Consider the following 15,055-nt stretch of genomic DNA (forward strand, 5'->3'; position numbering starts at 1 on the left):
GAGCCGGGCACCCTGGTCGCGAAACGGTTTGCGCTGCGCGCACGCGTAGCCGGTCGAACCCCGGTCGGAAGACCGCCGCACAGACGTCAGTCGTCGCGCGCCTCCTCGAAGAAGGCGACGTGGAGGGACTTCAGCAGCCGGTCCCGCTCCGCCTCGTCGACCTGTACGGGCGCGACGTCGCTCGCCCCGGTCAGCCGGCGGAAGCCGCCCCGGCTCTCCAGGTCCCCGCTGACCCGCAGCGGGAGCCCCGCGAGGTGGGCGTGGCCGGCGATCCGGTAGTCGTCCTCGTCGAGTGCCACCCGCACCTGCGCCACGTCCGCGCCGGCAAGCACCCGTAGGCGCACCACTCCGGTCCCGCCCGGTGTCTCACGCCGCAGCCGCACCACGGTGCCGGTGAGCCGTACGGGCACGGAGGGCTCGTCGCGTACGTACCGGGCTCCGGCGGCCCGGAGGGCGGGGAGGTCGCCCGGGGAGAACTCCACCGGCTCGGGCCGGGCGGCGAACCCCTGGGGCGGGGGGACGGCCGGGGCCCAGTCGAGGGTGACGCGGATGCCTTGCGAGCCGCGGACCAGCGTGGTGATCGCCTCGGTGAGCTCGTGGCACACGCCCGCTTCCAGCGCCGCGTCGAAGGCCTCGGTCCTGCCGGTCGCCCGCTGGTAGTCGGTGGCGTCCCGGGCGGCCTGGAGGGCCCGTAGCAGGGCGGTGGCGACCCGGCGGCCGCCGATGGCGTCCGGGCCGGCGGGGCCCGGCGTGCCGACCGGCAGGAAGACCGTCAGTTCGCGGCCGCCGGGGGCGGGGCCCACCAGCAGGGGGTCGAGGGCGGTCTCGGCCTGCCTGCGGCGGCGCGCGCCGTGGTGGCCGGCGTGGCCGTGGGCGGCGAGCGCTCCGGCGAGCAGCATGGCGCGGGCCCCGGCGCGGAGCCGTTCCTGTGCGGTCCAGGCGGCGGCGGGGGCGGCGGGTTCGGCGATCTCGCGGTGCCAGCGGATCTCGTCGCTGGGGGTGCGCAGGGAGACGAGGACGTCGCGGGCGGAGGGGACGGGGCTGCGTTCGAGTGCGGTGAGGGCTTCGGCGAGCAGGTCGGCGCTGTCGGGGAAGGCCGGGTCCTCGGGGACGAGGAGGCTGGTGCCGGTGCCGTCGGGCGGGGTCCAGCGGCCGTAGCGGCCCACTTCTCCTCCGCGGCGGCGCCAGCCGTGGCGGGTGAGCAGGGCGCTGAGAACGGCGGGGTCGACTCGCTCCCGGGCGGGGTGTCGTCGGGGGGCGTCGGCCGGTCGGTCCATCAGGGTCTCCCTCCCTCCCCGACCCGCGTCATGATCTCGCAGAGGGCTCGGTCGTCGAAGACGCGCGTGGTCGGGATCCGCACTGTGGTTCTGCGCCTGCCCGTCACGGGGTGGCCGGCCAGGTTGGTCCAGTAGCAGCAGTGGCGTAGTTCGAGGCGGTCGTGGCCGGCTCGCAGCCAGTCGTCCCGGGCCCGGGGCACGATCATCACGACGAGGATCTTGTGCACCGAGACGGGGGTGCGGGCGAGCTTGGCCAGGTGGTCGTTGTCGAGGGTGAAGGAGAAGGTCGGCCCGGGCGGGCGGGGGGCGAGCTGGTAGGTGCACTTGAGCTGCACCTTGATGGTGACCTCGTCGTCGACGGCGTGGCGGGGGGTGCTGTGGCTGACGTGCCAGTCGATGCCGTAGTCGGGAAAGGGCTGGGCGAGTGAGCAGCCGGCGGCTGCCGCGACGGCGTGCAGATAGCCGACCTGGAGGGTCTCCATGCAGGCGGTGGTGGCGAGCGTCCCGCGCGGCGGGGGGATCCGGTCGGGCAGCAGGCCGCTCGCCGGCAGGGCCGGGTCGGGCTGCGCGAGGGTCATGTCCGAAATACCTTCCGGGCTGCACCGGTCCAACGGTTCCGTACATCTGTGTTGTCACCGTATGAACTCCCCCGCAAACAGGGACGGTTCGCATCCGGGGGTGGCCGGGTATCACCTGGCAAGGAGGAGAACACGCCAATTGCCGGTCGAGCGCGAGGAGTTGGGGACATGTCGTGCTGGTTCGAGGGGCCGCTCGCCGCCTTCGACACCGAGACCACGGGGATCGATGTCGAGAATGACCGGATAGTGTCGGCGGCCCTCGTGCTGCAGTCGCAGTCGGGGGCCGCGCCGATCGTCACCAGTTGGCTGGTGGATCCGGGGGTGCCGGTGCCCGAGGGGGCGACGGCGATACACGGTCTGACGGATGAGTACCTCCAGCGGAACGGGCGCTGGCCGGCTCCGGTGATGGAGGAGGTGGCGCGGGCGCTCGCGCGGCAGTCGGCGCGTGGGGTGCCGCTGGTGGTGATGAACGCGCCGTTCGATCTGACGTTGCTGGACCGGGAGTTGCGGCGGCACCGGGCGACGCCGCTGTCGGAGTATCTGGGGGTGACGCCGTTGTGCGTGCTGGATCCCTGGGTGCTCGACAAGCATCTGGACCGGTACCGCAAGGGGCGTCGCACGCTGACGGATCTGTGTGCGCAGTACGGGGTGGAGCTGGCGGGCGCACACGACGCGGTGGCGGACGCCACGGCGGCGCTGGAGGTGGTGCGGGCGGTGGGGCGCCGGTTCGCGGCGCGGCTGGAGCGGCTGAGTCCGGCGGAGCTGCACACGCGGCAGGCGGTGTGGCACTCGGCGCAGGCCCGTGGCCTTCAGGCGTGGTTCGCGCGCAACGGTTCGGAGGAGGTGTGCGACCCGGCCTGGCCGCTGCGGCCGGACGTGCCCGCCGCGGCCTGAGGTCCGGACCGGCCCCTGCGACGGCTACTGCGACGGCCGCTGCGCACAACGCACAAGGCCGGTCCGTCATTTGACGTACCGGCCTTCTCGGGGTGGGCGATACTGGGTTCGAACCAGTGACCTCTTCGGTGTGAACGAAGCGCTCTCCCACTGAGCTAATCGCCCGAGTGCGCTACCGGCGTTTCCCCCGGCAACGCAGTGAACAATACAGCCCGTGGCGGCTCTCCATCAAATCTCGTCCGCCCGGCGCTCCAGGTGTGCGCGCAGTCCGCGTCGTCCGGCGCGCATCATCCACGCGTGGTTGGCGATGAAGAGCGGGCGGGCGGGCAGGGCCCAGCGCCGCATGAGGGGGTTGCGGACCTCGACTTCCTGCTCGAATCGGGCGCGGCTGCCCGTGGCGCCGTGGGGCAGCACGGTCCAGCGGGCCCATCCTTCGAGGTCGCCGGTCAGGGCGATCTCCAGGACCCGGGCGACCGGGTCGCGGCGTCGCGCGCGGGCGGCGACGGTGAGGTCGTACGGGAGGAAGGATCGGAAGCGGGCGGTGCCGTCGGCCTCGCCGAGGAGGCGCACGTCCCGGACCTGGGGCCACCAGGCGGGGTAGCTCTCCGTGGCCTCCAGGGCGGCGTAGACGGTCTCCGGCGGGGCGGGGAGGGTCCAGGTGCTGCGGAAGCGGAAGGTGTGGCGGCTGCGGGGCATGAGGGTCAGCGGACACCAAAAAACCGAGGGTCCGCAAGGGGTGAACCTTGCGGACCCTCGGTCCTGTGTGGGCGATACTGGGATCGAACCAGTGACCTCTTCGGTGTGAACGAAGCGCTCTCCCGCTGAGCTAATCGCCCGGGCGCACCGCAAACATTACCGCATGTCAGACGGTGCTTGGGACCATGGCGCCCGCCCCGGGCCGGGGCGGGCGGGGATCAGTCGCGGACCTTCCAGGGCAGCTCCATGCCGAACTTCCACACGTAGATGCCGACGAGCACCGCGATGATCACGAGGCCGATCGTGGTGAGGATGATGTTGCGGCGGCGCACCTTGGGGTCGAGGGCGCGCTGGGCGGCCTCGGTGACCTTGCGCTTGGTCCAGCGCAGCACGAGCTGGGCCCAGACGAATTCGGTGGCCCAGATCGCCATGCCGCCGAAGATGACCAGCCAGCCGGGGCCGGGCAGGGGCAGCATGACGATGCCGGCTGCGACGACGGCGAGGCCGACGATGAAGACGCCGACCTGCCAGCTCACGTGCAGGGGCCGGGACCGCTTGATGAAATGCGGGGCCCGGGAGCCGAGAGGCGGCTCTGTTTCGGTGCTGTCCCCCGCCGCGGCCGTCGCGGGCCGCTCGTCACTCTCCGCGTTCATGGGGTCAAACGTACCCGACCGGGAACTGCTCACCGGTATGGCGGTACAAGCGGCGGAACAACACCGCCGTACGAGGTATCCGAAGAGCCTCAAAACGGTCAGAGGGGTTTACAACGGCACCGTAGGTGGCATGTCGATTTCGCCGACGTGCGAATCCCCGAGCGCACACTGAGCGAAAGGCCCTGGCGCTTATGAACACCACGGTCAGCTGCGAGCTGCACCTGCGCCTCGTCGTGTCGAGCGAGTCCTCACTGCCTGTACCCGCAGGGCTGCGTTACGACACGGCCGATCCGTATGCCGTGCACGCCACCTTCCACACCGGAGCCGAAGAGACGGTCGAATGGGTCTTCGCGCGAGATCTGCTCGCCGAAGGGCTGCACCGTCCGACCGGCACCGGCGACGTCCGTGTCTGGCCGTCCCGCAGCCACGGTCAGGGCGTCGTCTGCATCGCGTTGAGCTCTCCGGAGGGGGAAGCCCTGCTGGAGGCCCCCGCGCGAGCCCTGGAGTCGTTCCTGAAGCGGACCGACGCCGCCGTCCCGCCGGGCACCGAGCACCGGCACTTCGACCTGGATACGGAGCTGTCCCACATCCTGGCCGAGAGCTGAGCCCGGGAGGTATCCGGCCCGACGCGCACCCGCCCACTCGGGGAGGCGGGGTGCGCACCCTCGCATTACGGCAGGACATGGCGCCGTCGCCGCGGATCCACCGCGTGCGACGGCGCCGTCGCGTGGGGAGCCGCTAGAGTCTGCCCGCAATCGAACAGATGCCGTCCCCGGCCGGCCAGGGAGCGAACGCCCGTGCTGATCAACCACGACACCCGGTGCGCGCTCAACGCCGTCGTCGAGCTGCTGAACACCGCCCCGGAGGGGCCCGACGGCCCGGCGAGCGACGCGCTGACGGATCTGGCGGCGTTGCGCCGGTTCGTCGAGAGCACGGACCTGAGCGATGTCGGTGCGCTGGGCGAGCGGGATCTGGCGGCCGTGCGGGACGTCCGGGATACATTCGCTCAGGTGTTCGCCGCCGCCGACACGCGGAGTGCGGCGGAGCTGCTGAACGCGCTGGTGGCCGAGGCCGGGACCACGCCGCAGCTGACGGATCACGACGGCTATGACTGGCATGTGCATTACTTCGCACCCGGTGCCTCGGTCGCCGAGCACCTCGCGGCCGACGGCGGGATGGCGCTCGCGTTCCTCGTCGTGGCGGGTGAGCGGGAGCGGCTGCGGCGCTGTGAGGCGCCGGACTGCGGGCGGGCCTTCGTGGATCTCTCCCGTAACCGGTCGCGCCGCTATTGCGACGGGCGGACCTGCGGGAACCGGCTCCATGTCGCCGCGTACCGGGCGCGCCGCAGGGAAGCGGCGGACTGAGGCCCGCGCCGGGGCCGCGGGGGCGGGGTGCCGGATCACCAGCGGTACAGATCGTGCAGGCCGGTCAGGAAGATCAGGGTGCCGACGAAGGCGAGAAACAACATCAGCGGCGGTTGGGAGAGCGCGAAAAGGCATCCGCGCGGCTCCTCGGTCAGCTCGGCGGGTTCATCGTTCATCTCCGCCTGATCATGGCGCAGCCGGAGGCACTGCTCTTACCAATGCGCCTCTGTGGCGGGGCAGTTCATCAGATTCCGTGCTTCTTCAGGATGGCCTCGATGTCGGCGAAGTCGTCGCCGCCCGCTTTGGGCTTGCTCTTGCCCTTGGGCGGCCGCGCGGCGCGGCCGGGGCCCAGAGAGGGTGCGGCGGCCGCGGGGGCCACGGCCTCGGGCCGGCCGGCGGCGGCCGCCCGGCGCTCCTTGCGGGTCCCCGTGGCGCCGCCGCGGCGCTCCACCGCCCGCGTGATCATGAACAGTGCGGCGGAGAGCGCGAGCACGCCGAAGCCCGCCCAGACGGCGGGCTTGAGGACCAGGTCCGTGACCCAGTCGATGATGCCGGTCATGACCAGGCCGACGGGTATCAGGGCATAGGCCGCGATGCGGGTCGCGGCGAGAAAACGCTTGCGGTAAGCCGTCAGCAGGGCGATGCCCAGGCCGGCCGCGGACACCGCGGCGCAGACGGTCGAGATCAACATCCGGTCCTCCAGCCGTGGGGCTCCTCCCGTCCATCCTGCACCGGCCGGTGCGACGCGGGCCAGGACCGGGCCCGGGATCGGGGGGATCTAGGGGTTGGGCAGGGCCCGTCTCCTCCTCAGGGCCGAGGAGGGCCCCGGCCCCCGTGGCCGGGGCCGGAGGCGGGCCGGGAGGGCGCGGGCTGGAAGACTGGCCCCATGAGCGAGACCGACACCGACCGCACCGCCCCTGCCGCCCGACCCGTCCTGGACGTCTGGTGCGAGCTGCAGTGCCCCGACTGCCGCCTGGCCCTGGACGATCTGCAGGCCCTGCGGGCCCGCTACGGGGACCGGCTGGAGATCCGGCTGCGGCACTTCCCGCTGGAGAAGCACAAGCACGCGTACGCCGCCGCGCAGGCCGCCGAGGAGGCGGCCGAGCAGGGGCAGGCCTGGCCGTACGTCGAGGCCGTGCTGGCGCGGGCCGAGGAGCTGGGCGAGCGGGGCGAGAAGCTGCTCGTGGAGGTGGCGCGGGAGCTGGGCCTGGACGCCGAGGAGGTGGACACCGCGCTCATCGACGGGCGGCACCTGCTGATCGTCGACGCGGACCAGGCCGAGGGCAAGGCGATCGGGGTGACGGGCACGCCGACGTACGTCATCGACGGTCAGCGGCTCGACGGCGGCAAGAGCCAGGAGGGGCTGCGGGAGCGGATCGAGGAGACCGTGGACCGGCTGCTGGGTTAGAGCAGCGCCTTGTACAGGTGGAAGACGGTCGGCCGGTAGCCCAGCGACTCGTACAGGCGCAGCGCCGGGGTGTTGTTCGCGAAGACGTTGAGGCCGAGGATGCGGACACCGGCGGCCAGGGACTGGGTCTCGGCCAGCAGCATCAGTGACCGTCCGTGTCCCCGGCCCCGGTGCTCCTCGGCGGTCTCGACGTCGTAGACGTACGCGCCCGGCTCGTCGGTGCCGCCCTCCCGGAGGGCGATCCAGAGGGTGCCGACGGTCGTGCCGTGGTGGGTGAGGACGCTGATCAGCGTGCCGGGGGTGGCGAGGCCCGCGGGCAGCGCGCCGGCGTGGTCGGCCTCGGCCTTGGCGTGCGCCTGGTCGGCGGGGACGCCGCGGGTGATCCAGTCCTGGGCGTACGCGGCCTTGGCGCGCTCCTGCCAGACGGTGAACTCGGCCTCGGTCATCGACCGCCCTTCGGTGCCCTCGGGCAGCCGGGGAGCCTCGGTCAGGGGCTTGGTCATGTTGCGGTTGCGCTCGACGTAGCCGAGGGCACCGGCGAGGCCCAGGGCCACCTCGGCGCCCGCGTCCACGGACACCTCGACGCGCTCGCAGCCCCAGCCGCGCAGCACTTCCTCGGCGGCGAGGGCGGCGACGGTGGCGCGGCCGCGGTGCCGGTCGCGTTCGTCCACGTCGAGGTGGACGATCCGGCCGGCGCGGGGGCCGAAGCGACGGTCCGTGGCCAGGTCGACGCGGCCGACCGGCCGGCTGTTGACGCAGATCTCGTAACGGCGGGAGCGGCCGCCGTCGTCGGTGCGCTGCTCGGGTGCGGTGGGCCGCAGGGTGGTGGTCACGATGGTGTTGTACCGGTCCCGCGGCGTCGCGTCACTCGCTTTACGGATCGAGGTCCGCGCTCGCGTGCTCGTCGAAGATCCGCATGGCCTTCGCGGTCACCGGGCCCGGGGCGTCCGGCAGTTCACGGCCGTCGACCCGGTGCACGGCCTGGACGTCGCGGAGGGTGGAGGTCAGGAAGACCTCCTCGGCGCGGTCCAGGACGTCGAGCGGGAGGTCGGTCTCCTTGGCCCCGGTCCACTCGACGACGAGGGCGCGGGTGATGCCGGGCAGGCAGCCGGAGGTGACGGGCGGGGTGTGCAGCTGTCCGTCGAGGACGACGAAGACGTTGGAGCCGGTGCCCTCGCAGAGCGCCCCGACGGTGTTGGCGAACAGCGCCTCGGAGGCGCCGTGTTCGCGGGCCCGGGCGAGGGCGACGACGTTCTCGGCGTAGGAGGTGGACTTGAGTCCGGCGAGGGCGCCGCGTTCGTTGCGGGTCCAGGGCACGGTGACGGCGCCCGTGGTGTCGGGGCGCCGGGTGGTCGCGCCGAGGGCGACGACGAGCGTGGGCGCGGTGGTGCCGCGGTCCGAGCCGAGCGGGGAGAGGCCGCCGGTGTAGGTGATGCGCAGCCGGCCGAGCGGCATGGGGTTGGCGCCGAGGACCTCCGCGCAGGCCCGGCGGACCTCCTCCGGGTCCGGCTCGGGCAGGCCGAGGCCGCGGGCGGAGGTGGCGAGCCGGGTGAGGTGCCGGGTGAGGGCGAAGGGCCGGCCGTGAACGGCCTTGATCGTCTCGAAGACGCCGTCGCCGACCGTGAGCCCGTGGTCGAATACCGAGACGTGGGCGCTGTCGGCGTCGCGCAGCGCTCCGTCGAGCCAGATCGTCACCGTGGTGTCCCTCCGAGCGGCTGATGGGTTCCCGACGCTATCGCGAGCAACCGGGCGGCCTTGAGCTCCGTCTCGGCCCACTCGCGCTCGGGGTCGGAGCCCCAGGTGATGCCGGCGCCGGTGCCGAAGCGCAGGGCCGGGCCGCCGGTGGCCTGCCGGTCGATCCAGAAGGTGCGGATGCCGACGGCGAGCTCGCCGGTGCCGCGGGCGGCGTCGACCCAGCCGATGCCGCCGCAGTACGGGCCGCGGGGCGCGGTCTCCAGAGCCTCGATGATGCGCAGGGCGCTGGCCTTGGGGGCGCCGGTGACGGACCCGGGCGGGAAGGTGGCGGCGAGCAGCTCCGCCCAGCCGGCCCAGCCGGCCCGGCCGCGCGCGCCGCCGGGGTCCGCGGGCAGTTCCCCGCGCACGGTGGAGACGAGGTGGACGAGCCCGGGGTGGGCTTCGATCGCGCAGAGTTCGGGGACGGTCACCGAGCCGGTGGCGCAGACCCGTCCGAGGTCGTTGCGGACCAGGTCCACGATCATGACGTTCTCTGCGTGGTCCTTCTCCAGCAGGTCCTCGGCGGTGCGGCCGGTTCCCTTGATCGGCCCGGACGTCACGGTGCGGCCGGTGCGGCGCAGGTACAGCTCGGGCGAGGCCGTGGCGACCTCCACGCCGTGGGCGGGCAGGCGGACCGTTCCCGCGTAGGGGGCGGGATTGCCGTGGGCGAGCAGCGCGGTCAGGGCGTCGACGTCGGCCGCCGCCGGTTCGGGCAGCGGTGCGCTCATGACGCGGCAGAGGTTGGCCTGGTAGACCTCGCCGGCCGCGATGTGCTCGCGGATGCGCCGTACGCCCGCGGTGTAGGCGGCGCGGTCCAGGGAGCTGGTCCAGGTGTGGGGGGCGGGGCCGTGCCAGCGGCCGGGGACCACCGCGGGGGCGGGGGCGGGCCGTACGTCGCCGAAGCGGGCGCAGGTCAGGCGTCCCTCGAAGTCCGCGACCACCGCCCACCAGCCCGTGGAGTCCAGGGCGGCCGGATCGCTGGTGACGTCGCGCAGGTCGGTGGCGAGGAGGCCGCCGAAGCGGGCCAGGGGAGGGAGGTCGTGCACGTCAACGAGTCTATGGCGAGGTCGCCCGGGGCGGCCGATGTGAACGTCCGGGGGCCGCCGGTGACCGGAAGGGGGAAAGAAAAGCGCAGCAAGCTGGGGAAACGGAATTTGAGCTGGCGCTGGAATCCGCTAGAGTTCAACACGTCGCCGGGACGCGCAAGCGGACCGGGCAGACACTGCGGACGTAGCTCAGCTGGTAGAGCACCACCTTGCCAAGGTGGATGTCGCGAGTTCGAGTCTCGTCGTCCGCTCGATGTATGGGGGTCTTCCCGGCCCCCACACTCCTGGTGGAGTGGCCGAGAGGCGAGGCAACGGCCTGCAAAGCCGTCTACACGGGTTCAAATCCCGTCTCCACCTCCAAGGACGATTAGCTCAGCGGGAGAGCGCTTCCCTGACACGGAAGAGGTCACTGGTTCAATCCCAGTATCGTCCACCAGGGTCTTCATCGACCTTCCCGCGCGATTAGCTCAGCGGGAGAGCGCTTCCCTGACACGGAAGAGGTCACTGGTTCAATCCCAGTATCGCGCACGCTACCTGCGGAAACGCAGTGCATCCCGGACGATTAGCTCAGCGGGAGAGCGCTTCCCTGACACGGAAGAGGTCACTGGTTCAATCCCAGTATCGTCCACCAGGGTCTTCACGGACCCTCCCGCGCGATTAGCTCAGCGGGAGAGCGCTTCCCTGACACGGAAGAGGTCACTGGTTCAATCCCAGTATCGCGCACAGGAATCGGCCGAGGGCCGGGGCTTTCGAGCCCCGGCCCTTTGTCGTATGCCGTGCGCGTGGCCGCCGCCGTTCCCGTGGACGCGCGATGGCCGGGTACCTCCCCAGGTACCCGGCCATTCGTGCCGTCCGCCGCACCCCCGTCCCCACGGGGTTATCGGCCGGCCTGCCCCCGGCCCGGGCCGCTCTCCCGGGCCTGGAGCACGTTCTCAGTGCCCCAGCATTCCGGCCACGGACGACGCTTGGATGACGACGGCGTCCCAGCCGCCGAAGACCACGGCGAGGAGGGTCGCCAGCGGCAGCACCATCGCCGCCGCGACCAGGGGATGGCGGGTGCCGGACGGACGATCGCCGAAGACGCCCGCGAGTCGGTGCCCCTGCGACCGCTCGGCCGCGCGTCCTGCGCTGTCCGCCATCGTCCCTCTCCTGTTCGTCTGCGAGAGCGGCGGGCGCCTGACCTCGGGGGACGAGTGCTGCCGCCCGCCGCTCGATTCCAATCTAGGCGTCGGGCGGCGGCCCGGCGTCATGCCCTCGTACCCATTGACGGGCCTCCCCGAGGATGACCCGGACCGCGCCGAGGTACTCCCCTGGGTGGAGACCGGGGCCCGGGCCTTGGGGTCTTCCCCCAGGGGCCAGGGGCTCCGCCGGCCCTGGACACGGGGTGCTCCCACCAGGGCGGGCACCCGGCCCGCCCGGAAGCGCGCCGTACGCACGAGGCGACCCTCCCCGGGTGACTTCGCTCACTTCGACCACGCCCCGGCGCACCGTCGTCTCCACCCTCCGGCCGGCCCCGCCGGCCACCACTTCGTACATCCGTGCCGTGTCCCCCGCGTCCACGACCGTCGCCGCCCGGCCACCCCCCACGGCTTCAATCCCCCTTCCGCGACGGCCCCTTGGGACCGCGCACCCGGGCCGGGGCTCCGCCGCCGGCGCCCCGTGGTCACTCCGTCAGGATCCCACCGGGCACTGACAATCCGGTCGCCGACGCATGCGCGGCCTATCAGCGCGCCCGCCCGTCAATCCGTAAGCTGTGCCACGTCAGACGGGACCGGGCAGCGGGGATGAAGATGACGATGATGCGGCTCCGGCGCGAGGACCCGCGTGTCGTCGGCTCGTTCCGGCTCCACCGGCGGCTGGGCGCGGGCGGCATGGGTGTGGTGTACCTCGGCTCCGACCGGCGCGGGCAGCGGGTGGCCCTGAAGGTGATCCGGCCGGATCTGGCCGAGGACCAGGAGTTCCGTTCGCGGTTCGCGCGGGAGGTGTCGGCCGCGCGGCGGATCCGCGGCGGCTGCACGGCGCGGCTGGTCGCCGCGGACCTCGAGGCGGACCGTCCGTGGTTCGCCACGCAGTACGTACCGGGCCCCTCCCTGCACGACAAGGTCAACGAGGAGGGGCCGCTGTCGGCGGCTCAGGCCGCTTCCATCGGAGCGGCGTTGGCCGAGGGGCTGCTCGCGGTGCACGACGCGGGGGTGGTGCACCGCGATCTGAAGCCGTCGAACATCCTGCTCTCCCCCAAGGGCCCCCGGATCATCGACTTCGGCATCGCCTGGGCGACCGGGGCGAGCACGCTGACGCACGTCGGCACGGCGGTCGGCTCGCCCGGCTTCCTCGCGCCCGAGCAGGTGCGGGGCGCGGCGGTGACGCCCGCGACGGACGTCTTCGCCCTCGGCGCGACCCTGGCCTACGCCTCGACCGCGGACTCCCCCTTCGGCCAGGGCAGTTCGGAGGTCATGCTCTACCGCGTCGTGCACGAGGAACCGCAGCTCATGGGCGTGCCGGACGCGCTGGCGCCGTTGGTGCACGCCTGTCTGGCCAAGGACCCCGAGGACCGGCCGAGCACGCTTCAGCTGTCGCTGCGGCTCAAGGAGATCGCGGCGCGCGAGGCGCAGGGGCTGTCGGACGGTCGTCCGCCGGCGCCGCGCCGTGAGCCGGAGCGGCCGTCCGGGCAGCGCGCCGCGGAGTACGCGGAGCAGCGCACCCTGCGGCGTCCCGGCAGCACCCCGCCGCCGCGGCCGCAGGCGCCGTCCCGGCCCGCCGAGGCGAGCCGTCCGCAGGCGCCTCGGCCGGGCGCGGCCCGCCCGGGCGGTGTCCGGCGGACGGGCGGCGCGGCGCGGACTCCTCGCAGCGGTTCGCGACCGGGTGGCAGCCGTACGGGGCCGGGTGCCCGGCGGCCGGCCGACCCCCGGTTGCTCCGGCAGCGGCTGATCGTCTTCGTCGTGGTGACGTTGCTGGTCGCGCTGGGGATCGCGGCGGCCCAGGGCTGCCAGGGCCCGGCGAAGAGCCAGGGTGTCGTGCCCCCCGTCCCGGCGGTGACGGAGGTTTCCGGGCCGTCCACCGGCTGAGACCCCGGGGCGGACGCGGGGGTCAGTCCTGCGGTCGGCCGGTGGCCACGGCGTAGAAGGACACGGCCGCCGCGGCGCCGACGTTGAGCGAGTCGACACCGTGGGCCATGGGGATGCGGACCCATTCGTCGGCGGCCCGCAGCGCGCGGGCGGAGAGGCCGTCGCCCTCCGCGCCGAGCATCAGCGCGACCCGGTCCATGCGGTGCGGGGCGACCGTGTCGAGGGGGGTGGCCTTCTCGTCCGGGGTGAGGGCCAGGAGCCGGAAGCCCGCCTCGCGGACGGTCTCCAGATCGCGGGGCCAGCTGTCCAGACGCGCGTAGGGCACGGAGAAGACGGCGCCCATGGAGACCTTCACGGACCGCCGGTAGAGGGGGTCGGCGCAGTCCGGGGAGAGCAGCACCGCGTCCATGCCCAGGGCCGCGGCACTACGGAAGATCGCGCCGATGTTCGTGTGGTCGACGAGCGACTCCAGGACGGCGACGCGGCGCGCGCCGCGCAGCAGCTCCCCGGCCGGGGGCAGCTGCTTGCGCTCCAGGGAGGCCAGCGCCCCCCGGTGGACGTGATAGCCCGTCACCTGCTCGGCGAGGGCCGGGGTCACGGCGTAGACGGGGGCGGTGGACTCCTCGATGACGTCACGCATGACGTCGACCCACTTGGCGGACAGCAGCATCGAGCGCATCTCGTACCCCGCGTCGCGGGCCCGGCGGATCACCTTCTCGCCCTCGGCGATGAAGAGCCCCTCGGCCGGTTCGCGGCGGCGGCGCAGCTCGACGTCGGTCAGGCCGGTGTAGTCGTGCAGGCGCGGGTCGTCGGGGTCGTCGATGGTGATGAGTTCAGCCACGGGGTGATACTGCCTTGTCCTGGTGGGGCGTACGGGGAAAGCGGGGCCGGTCTACCGGTCGGCGGACAGGCCGGCCGCCACCACGTCGCCGATGACGATGACGGCGGGGGGACGTATCCCCTCGGCCTTGACCCGCTCCCCCGCCGTGGCGAGCGTCGCGTCGACGCGGCGCTGGGCGGCGGTCGTGCCTTCCTGCACCACGGCGACGGGGGTCTCGGGGGACCGTCCGTGCCCGATGAGGGTCTCGGCGATCGCTGCGATGTTCTCCACCGCCATCAGCAGGACGAGGGTGCCGCGCAGCCGGGCGAGTGCCTCCCAGTCGACCAGCGACCGCGGGTCGTCGGGCCTGACGTGCCCGCTGACGACCGTGAACTCGTGGGCCACGCCACGGTGGGTGACGGGGATCCCGGCCGCGGCGGGGACGCTGATCGAGCTGGAGATGCCGGGCACGACGGTGCAGGTGATGCCGTGCTCGGCGAGCGCCTGGACCTCTTCCATGCCGCGGCCGAAGACGTACGGGTCGCCGCCCTTGAGGCGAACGACGGACTTGCCGGCCTTGGCGTGCTCGATGAGGGCGTTGTTGATGGCCTCCTGGGCCATGAAGCGGCCGTACGGGATCTTCGCCGCGTCGATCACCTCGACGTGCGGCGGGAGTTCGTCGAGCAGGTCGCGGGGGCCGAGCCGGTCGGCGATGACCACGTCGGCCTCGGCGAGCAGCCGGCGGCCGCGCACGGTGATGAGGTCGGGGTCGCCGGGGCCGCCGCCGACGAGGGCGACGGCGGGCCGGGCGGCGCGGCTGCGGTAGTGCGGCGCGGCGAGCGAGCCGTCGCGCAGGCCCTCGACGACGGCGTCGCGCACGGCCGCCGAGCGGCGCGGGTCCGCTCCGGTCAGCACGGCGACCGTCACGCCCTCGCTGCGGCCGGTGGCGGGGGTCCAGGCGGAGGCCGCCGCGGCGTCGTCGCTGCGCACGGCCCACACCCGGCGGGCCTCGGCCTCGGCGGAGGCGGCCGCGTTGGCGGCGGGGTCGTCGGTGGAGATCAGGGCGTACCAGGCGCCCTCGAAGTCGCCGTCGCGGTAGCGGCGGCGCTCCCAGCGCAGTTCCCCGGCCTCCGCCATCGCCTCGACGGACGGGGTGGCGGACGGGGAGATCAGCAGGACGTCGGCGCCCGCCGCGATCAGCGCGGGCAGTCGGCGCTGGGCGACCTGTCCGGCGCCGAGGACGACGACGCGACGCCCGGCGAGGCGCAGTCCGACGGGGTAAGCGGCGGCTTCGGTGTGCTCGGCCATGGGGGGTGACGGTCTCCTCGTGGGCGAATGCGCTGGTGGGGACACCCTACGGTGCGGCGGAGGCTCAGGGGCAGGGCGGGACGGGCCCTTCCTGGGCTCCCTGAGGTACGGCGGGTGCGCTCTTGCGTCGAGGGAACCCGGCAAGCCGCCGCAGATCACGCGTCACGCCCCCTCCCGCCCGGGTGGGCCCCATCGGGCCCGCCCGGCAGGAG

At 73.3% G+C, this 15,055-nt stretch carries 17 protein-coding genes, 8 tRNA genes and 1 pseudogene; 11 read left to right on the top strand and 15 right to left on the bottom strand.

Annotated features, from left to right (window positions below; all coding sequences use genetic code 11):
• Positions 1 to 86: 86 nt before the first annotated feature.
• Both JO379_RS06955 and JO379_RS06960 read right to left on the bottom strand, forming a co-directional pair.
• Positions 87 to 1,277 carry a hypothetical protein gene (locus JO379_RS06955; RefSeq protein WP_130876902.1) on the bottom strand — a complete coding sequence of 397 codons (1,191 nt, stop codon included), beginning with the start codon at positions 1,275 to 1,277 and terminating at the stop codon, positions 87 to 89.
• Entirely contained in the window at positions 1,277 to 1,855 is a 579-nt protein-coding gene (locus tag JO379_RS06960; RefSeq protein WP_209514351.1) for a DUF4365 domain-containing protein, read from the bottom strand. The genes JO379_RS06955 and JO379_RS06960 overlap by 1 nt, the downstream gene beginning before the upstream one ends.
• A 168-nt stretch (positions 1,856 to 2,023) precedes the next feature.
• Between JO379_RS06960 and JO379_RS06965 the strand changes: the two genes are divergently transcribed.
• Positions 2,024 to 2,749: a 3'-5' exonuclease gene (locus JO379_RS06965; RefSeq protein ID WP_130876904.1), complete on the top strand. Its 726-nt coding sequence runs from the start codon at positions 2,024 to 2,026 to the stop codon at positions 2,747 to 2,749.
• A 93-nt stretch (positions 2,750 to 2,842) separates the two neighbouring features.
• On the opposite strand, the gene JO379_RS06970 is transcribed toward JO379_RS06965, so the two are convergent.
• The 4 genes from JO379_RS06970 to JO379_RS06985 all read right to left on the bottom strand — a co-directional run bounded on the left by JO379_RS06970 (position 2,843) and on the right by JO379_RS06985 (position 4,098).
• A tRNA-Val gene (locus tag JO379_RS06970) sits at positions 2,843 to 2,914 on the bottom strand.
• 63 nt (positions 2,915 to 2,977) lie between these two features.
• A complete protein-coding gene (locus JO379_RS06975) occupies positions 2,978 to 3,445 on the bottom strand; it encodes an SRPBCC family protein (protein ID WP_130876905.1) in 468 nt (155 codons plus the stop codon).
• A gap of 68 nt (positions 3,446 to 3,513) precedes the next feature.
• Positions 3,514 to 3,585, bottom strand: a tRNA-Val gene (locus JO379_RS06980).
• A 78-nt stretch (positions 3,586 to 3,663) separates the two neighbouring features.
• Positions 3,664 to 4,098 carry a TIGR02611 family protein gene (locus JO379_RS06985; protein WP_130876906.1) on the bottom strand — a complete coding sequence of 145 codons (435 nt, stop codon included), beginning with the start codon at positions 4,096 to 4,098 and terminating at the stop codon, positions 3,664 to 3,666.
• 191 nt (positions 4,099 to 4,289) lie between these two features.
• Between JO379_RS06985 and JO379_RS06990 the strand changes: the two genes are divergently transcribed.
• The gene (locus tag JO379_RS06990) at positions 4,290 to 4,703 is read left to right on the top strand and encodes an SsgA family sporulation/cell division regulator (RefSeq protein ID WP_003959770.1); all 414 of its coding nucleotides are present in this window, start codon (positions 4,290 to 4,292) and stop codon (positions 4,701 to 4,703) included.
• Between the two features lie 192 nt (positions 4,704 to 4,895).
• Positions 4,896 to 5,462 carry a CGNR zinc finger domain-containing protein gene (locus tag JO379_RS06995; RefSeq protein ID WP_130876907.1) on the top strand — a complete coding sequence of 189 codons (567 nt, stop codon included), beginning with the start codon at positions 4,896 to 4,898 and terminating at the stop codon, positions 5,460 to 5,462.
• A 35-nt stretch (positions 5,463 to 5,497) separates the two neighbouring features.
• Here the strand turns inward: JO379_RS06995 and JO379_RS07000 are convergent, their stop codons facing one another.
• Together JO379_RS07000 and JO379_RS07005 are read right to left on the bottom strand one after the other, a co-directional pair.
• Positions 5,498 to 5,638, bottom strand: coding sequence for a hypothetical protein (locus JO379_RS07000; RefSeq protein WP_184733594.1), 141 nt, complete (start codon positions 5,636 to 5,638; stop codon positions 5,498 to 5,500).
• Positions 5,639 to 5,706: 68 nt separating this feature from the next.
• The gene (locus JO379_RS07005; RefSeq protein ID WP_130876908.1) at positions 5,707 to 6,153 is read right to left on the bottom strand and encodes a hypothetical protein; all 447 of its coding nucleotides are present in this window, start codon (positions 6,151 to 6,153) and stop codon (positions 5,707 to 5,709) included.
• A gap of 195 nt (positions 6,154 to 6,348) precedes the next feature.
• Here JO379_RS07005 and JO379_RS07010 point away from each other — a divergent pair, with 195 nt between their 5' ends.
• Positions 6,349 to 6,870 carry a DsbA family protein gene (locus JO379_RS07010; RefSeq protein ID WP_209514353.1) on the top strand — a complete coding sequence of 174 codons (522 nt, stop codon included), beginning with the start codon at positions 6,349 to 6,351 and terminating at the stop codon, positions 6,868 to 6,870.
• Here the strand turns inward: JO379_RS07010 and JO379_RS07015 are convergent.
• Genes JO379_RS07015 through JO379_RS07025 form a run of 3 tightly spaced genes read right to left on the bottom strand, consistent with a single transcriptional unit; the run spans position 6,867 to position 9,650 of the window.
• Positions 6,867 to 7,703, bottom strand: coding sequence for a GNAT family N-acetyltransferase (locus tag JO379_RS07015; protein WP_130876910.1), 837 nt, complete (start codon positions 7,701 to 7,703; stop codon positions 6,867 to 6,869). The genes JO379_RS07010 and JO379_RS07015 overlap by 4 nt on opposite strands.
• 40 nt (positions 7,704 to 7,743) lie before the next feature.
• Entirely contained in the window at positions 7,744 to 8,565 is an 822-nt protein-coding gene (locus JO379_RS07020; protein ID WP_130876911.1) for an aminotransferase class IV, read from the bottom strand.
• Positions 8,562 to 9,650, bottom strand: a complete 1,089-nt coding sequence (locus JO379_RS07025) for a chorismate-binding protein (protein ID WP_209514356.1) — start codon at positions 9,648 to 9,650, stop codon at positions 8,562 to 8,564. Before JO379_RS07025 ends, JO379_RS07020 begins: the two co-directional genes overlap by 4 nt.
• A 178-nt stretch (positions 9,651 to 9,828) precedes the next feature.
• Here JO379_RS07025 and JO379_RS07030 point away from each other — a divergent pair.
• The 6 genes from JO379_RS07030 (at position 9,829) to JO379_RS07055 (ending at position 10,373) form a co-directional block, all read left to right on the top strand.
• Positions 9,829 to 9,901: transfer RNA gene (locus tag JO379_RS07030), tRNA-Gly, on the top strand.
• 35 nt (positions 9,902 to 9,936) lie between these two features.
• Positions 9,937 to 10,010, top strand: a tRNA-Cys gene (locus tag JO379_RS07035).
• A 1-nt stretch (position 10,011) separates the two neighbouring features.
• Positions 10,012 to 10,086, top strand: a tRNA-Val gene (locus JO379_RS07040).
• 20 nt (positions 10,087 to 10,106) lie between these two features.
• A tRNA-Val gene (locus tag JO379_RS07045) sits at positions 10,107 to 10,178 on the top strand.
• 28 nt (positions 10,179 to 10,206) lie between these two features.
• Positions 10,207 to 10,281 (top strand) — tRNA-Val (locus tag JO379_RS07050).
• Positions 10,282 to 10,301: 20 nt separating this feature from the next.
• Positions 10,302 to 10,373, top strand: a tRNA-Val gene (locus JO379_RS07055).
• A 209-nt stretch (positions 10,374 to 10,582) separates the two neighbouring features.
• Here the strand turns inward: JO379_RS07055 and JO379_RS07060 are convergent.
• The gene (locus JO379_RS07060) at positions 10,583 to 10,789 is read right to left on the bottom strand and encodes a hypothetical protein (RefSeq protein ID WP_130877076.1); all 207 of its coding nucleotides are present in this window, start codon (positions 10,787 to 10,789) and stop codon (positions 10,583 to 10,585) included.
• Positions 10,790 to 10,981: 192 nt separating this feature from the next.
• Positions 10,982 to 11,237, bottom strand: a pseudogene (locus tag JO379_RS34080) (DUF8836 family protein); the annotation flags it as partial.
• A 203-nt stretch (positions 11,238 to 11,440) separates the two neighbouring features.
• On the opposite strand from JO379_RS34080, the gene JO379_RS07065 reads away from it, so the two are divergent.
• On the top strand, positions 11,441 to 12,715 hold the full coding sequence (locus JO379_RS07065) for a serine/threonine-protein kinase (RefSeq protein WP_207303864.1): 1,275 nt from the start codon (positions 11,441 to 11,443) through the stop codon (positions 12,713 to 12,715).
• A 22-nt stretch (positions 12,716 to 12,737) separates the two neighbouring features.
• Here the strand turns inward: JO379_RS07065 and JO379_RS07070 are convergent, their stop codons facing one another.
• On the bottom strand, positions 12,738 to 13,556 hold the full coding sequence (locus JO379_RS07070; RefSeq protein WP_130876914.1) for a TrmH family RNA methyltransferase: 819 nt from the start codon (positions 13,554 to 13,556) through the stop codon (positions 12,738 to 12,740).
• Positions 13,557 to 13,607: 51 nt separating this feature from the next.
• Positions 13,608 to 14,843, bottom strand: a complete 1,236-nt coding sequence (gene cobA / locus JO379_RS07075; protein ID WP_209514358.1) for a uroporphyrinogen-III C-methyltransferase — start codon at positions 14,841 to 14,843, stop codon at positions 13,608 to 13,610.
• Between the last annotated feature and the right edge of the window lie 212 nt (positions 14,844 to 15,055).

Source organism: Streptomyces syringium (assembly GCF_017876625.1).
Lineage (GTDB): Bacteria > Actinomycetota > Actinomycetes > Streptomycetales > Streptomycetaceae > Streptomyces > Streptomyces syringius.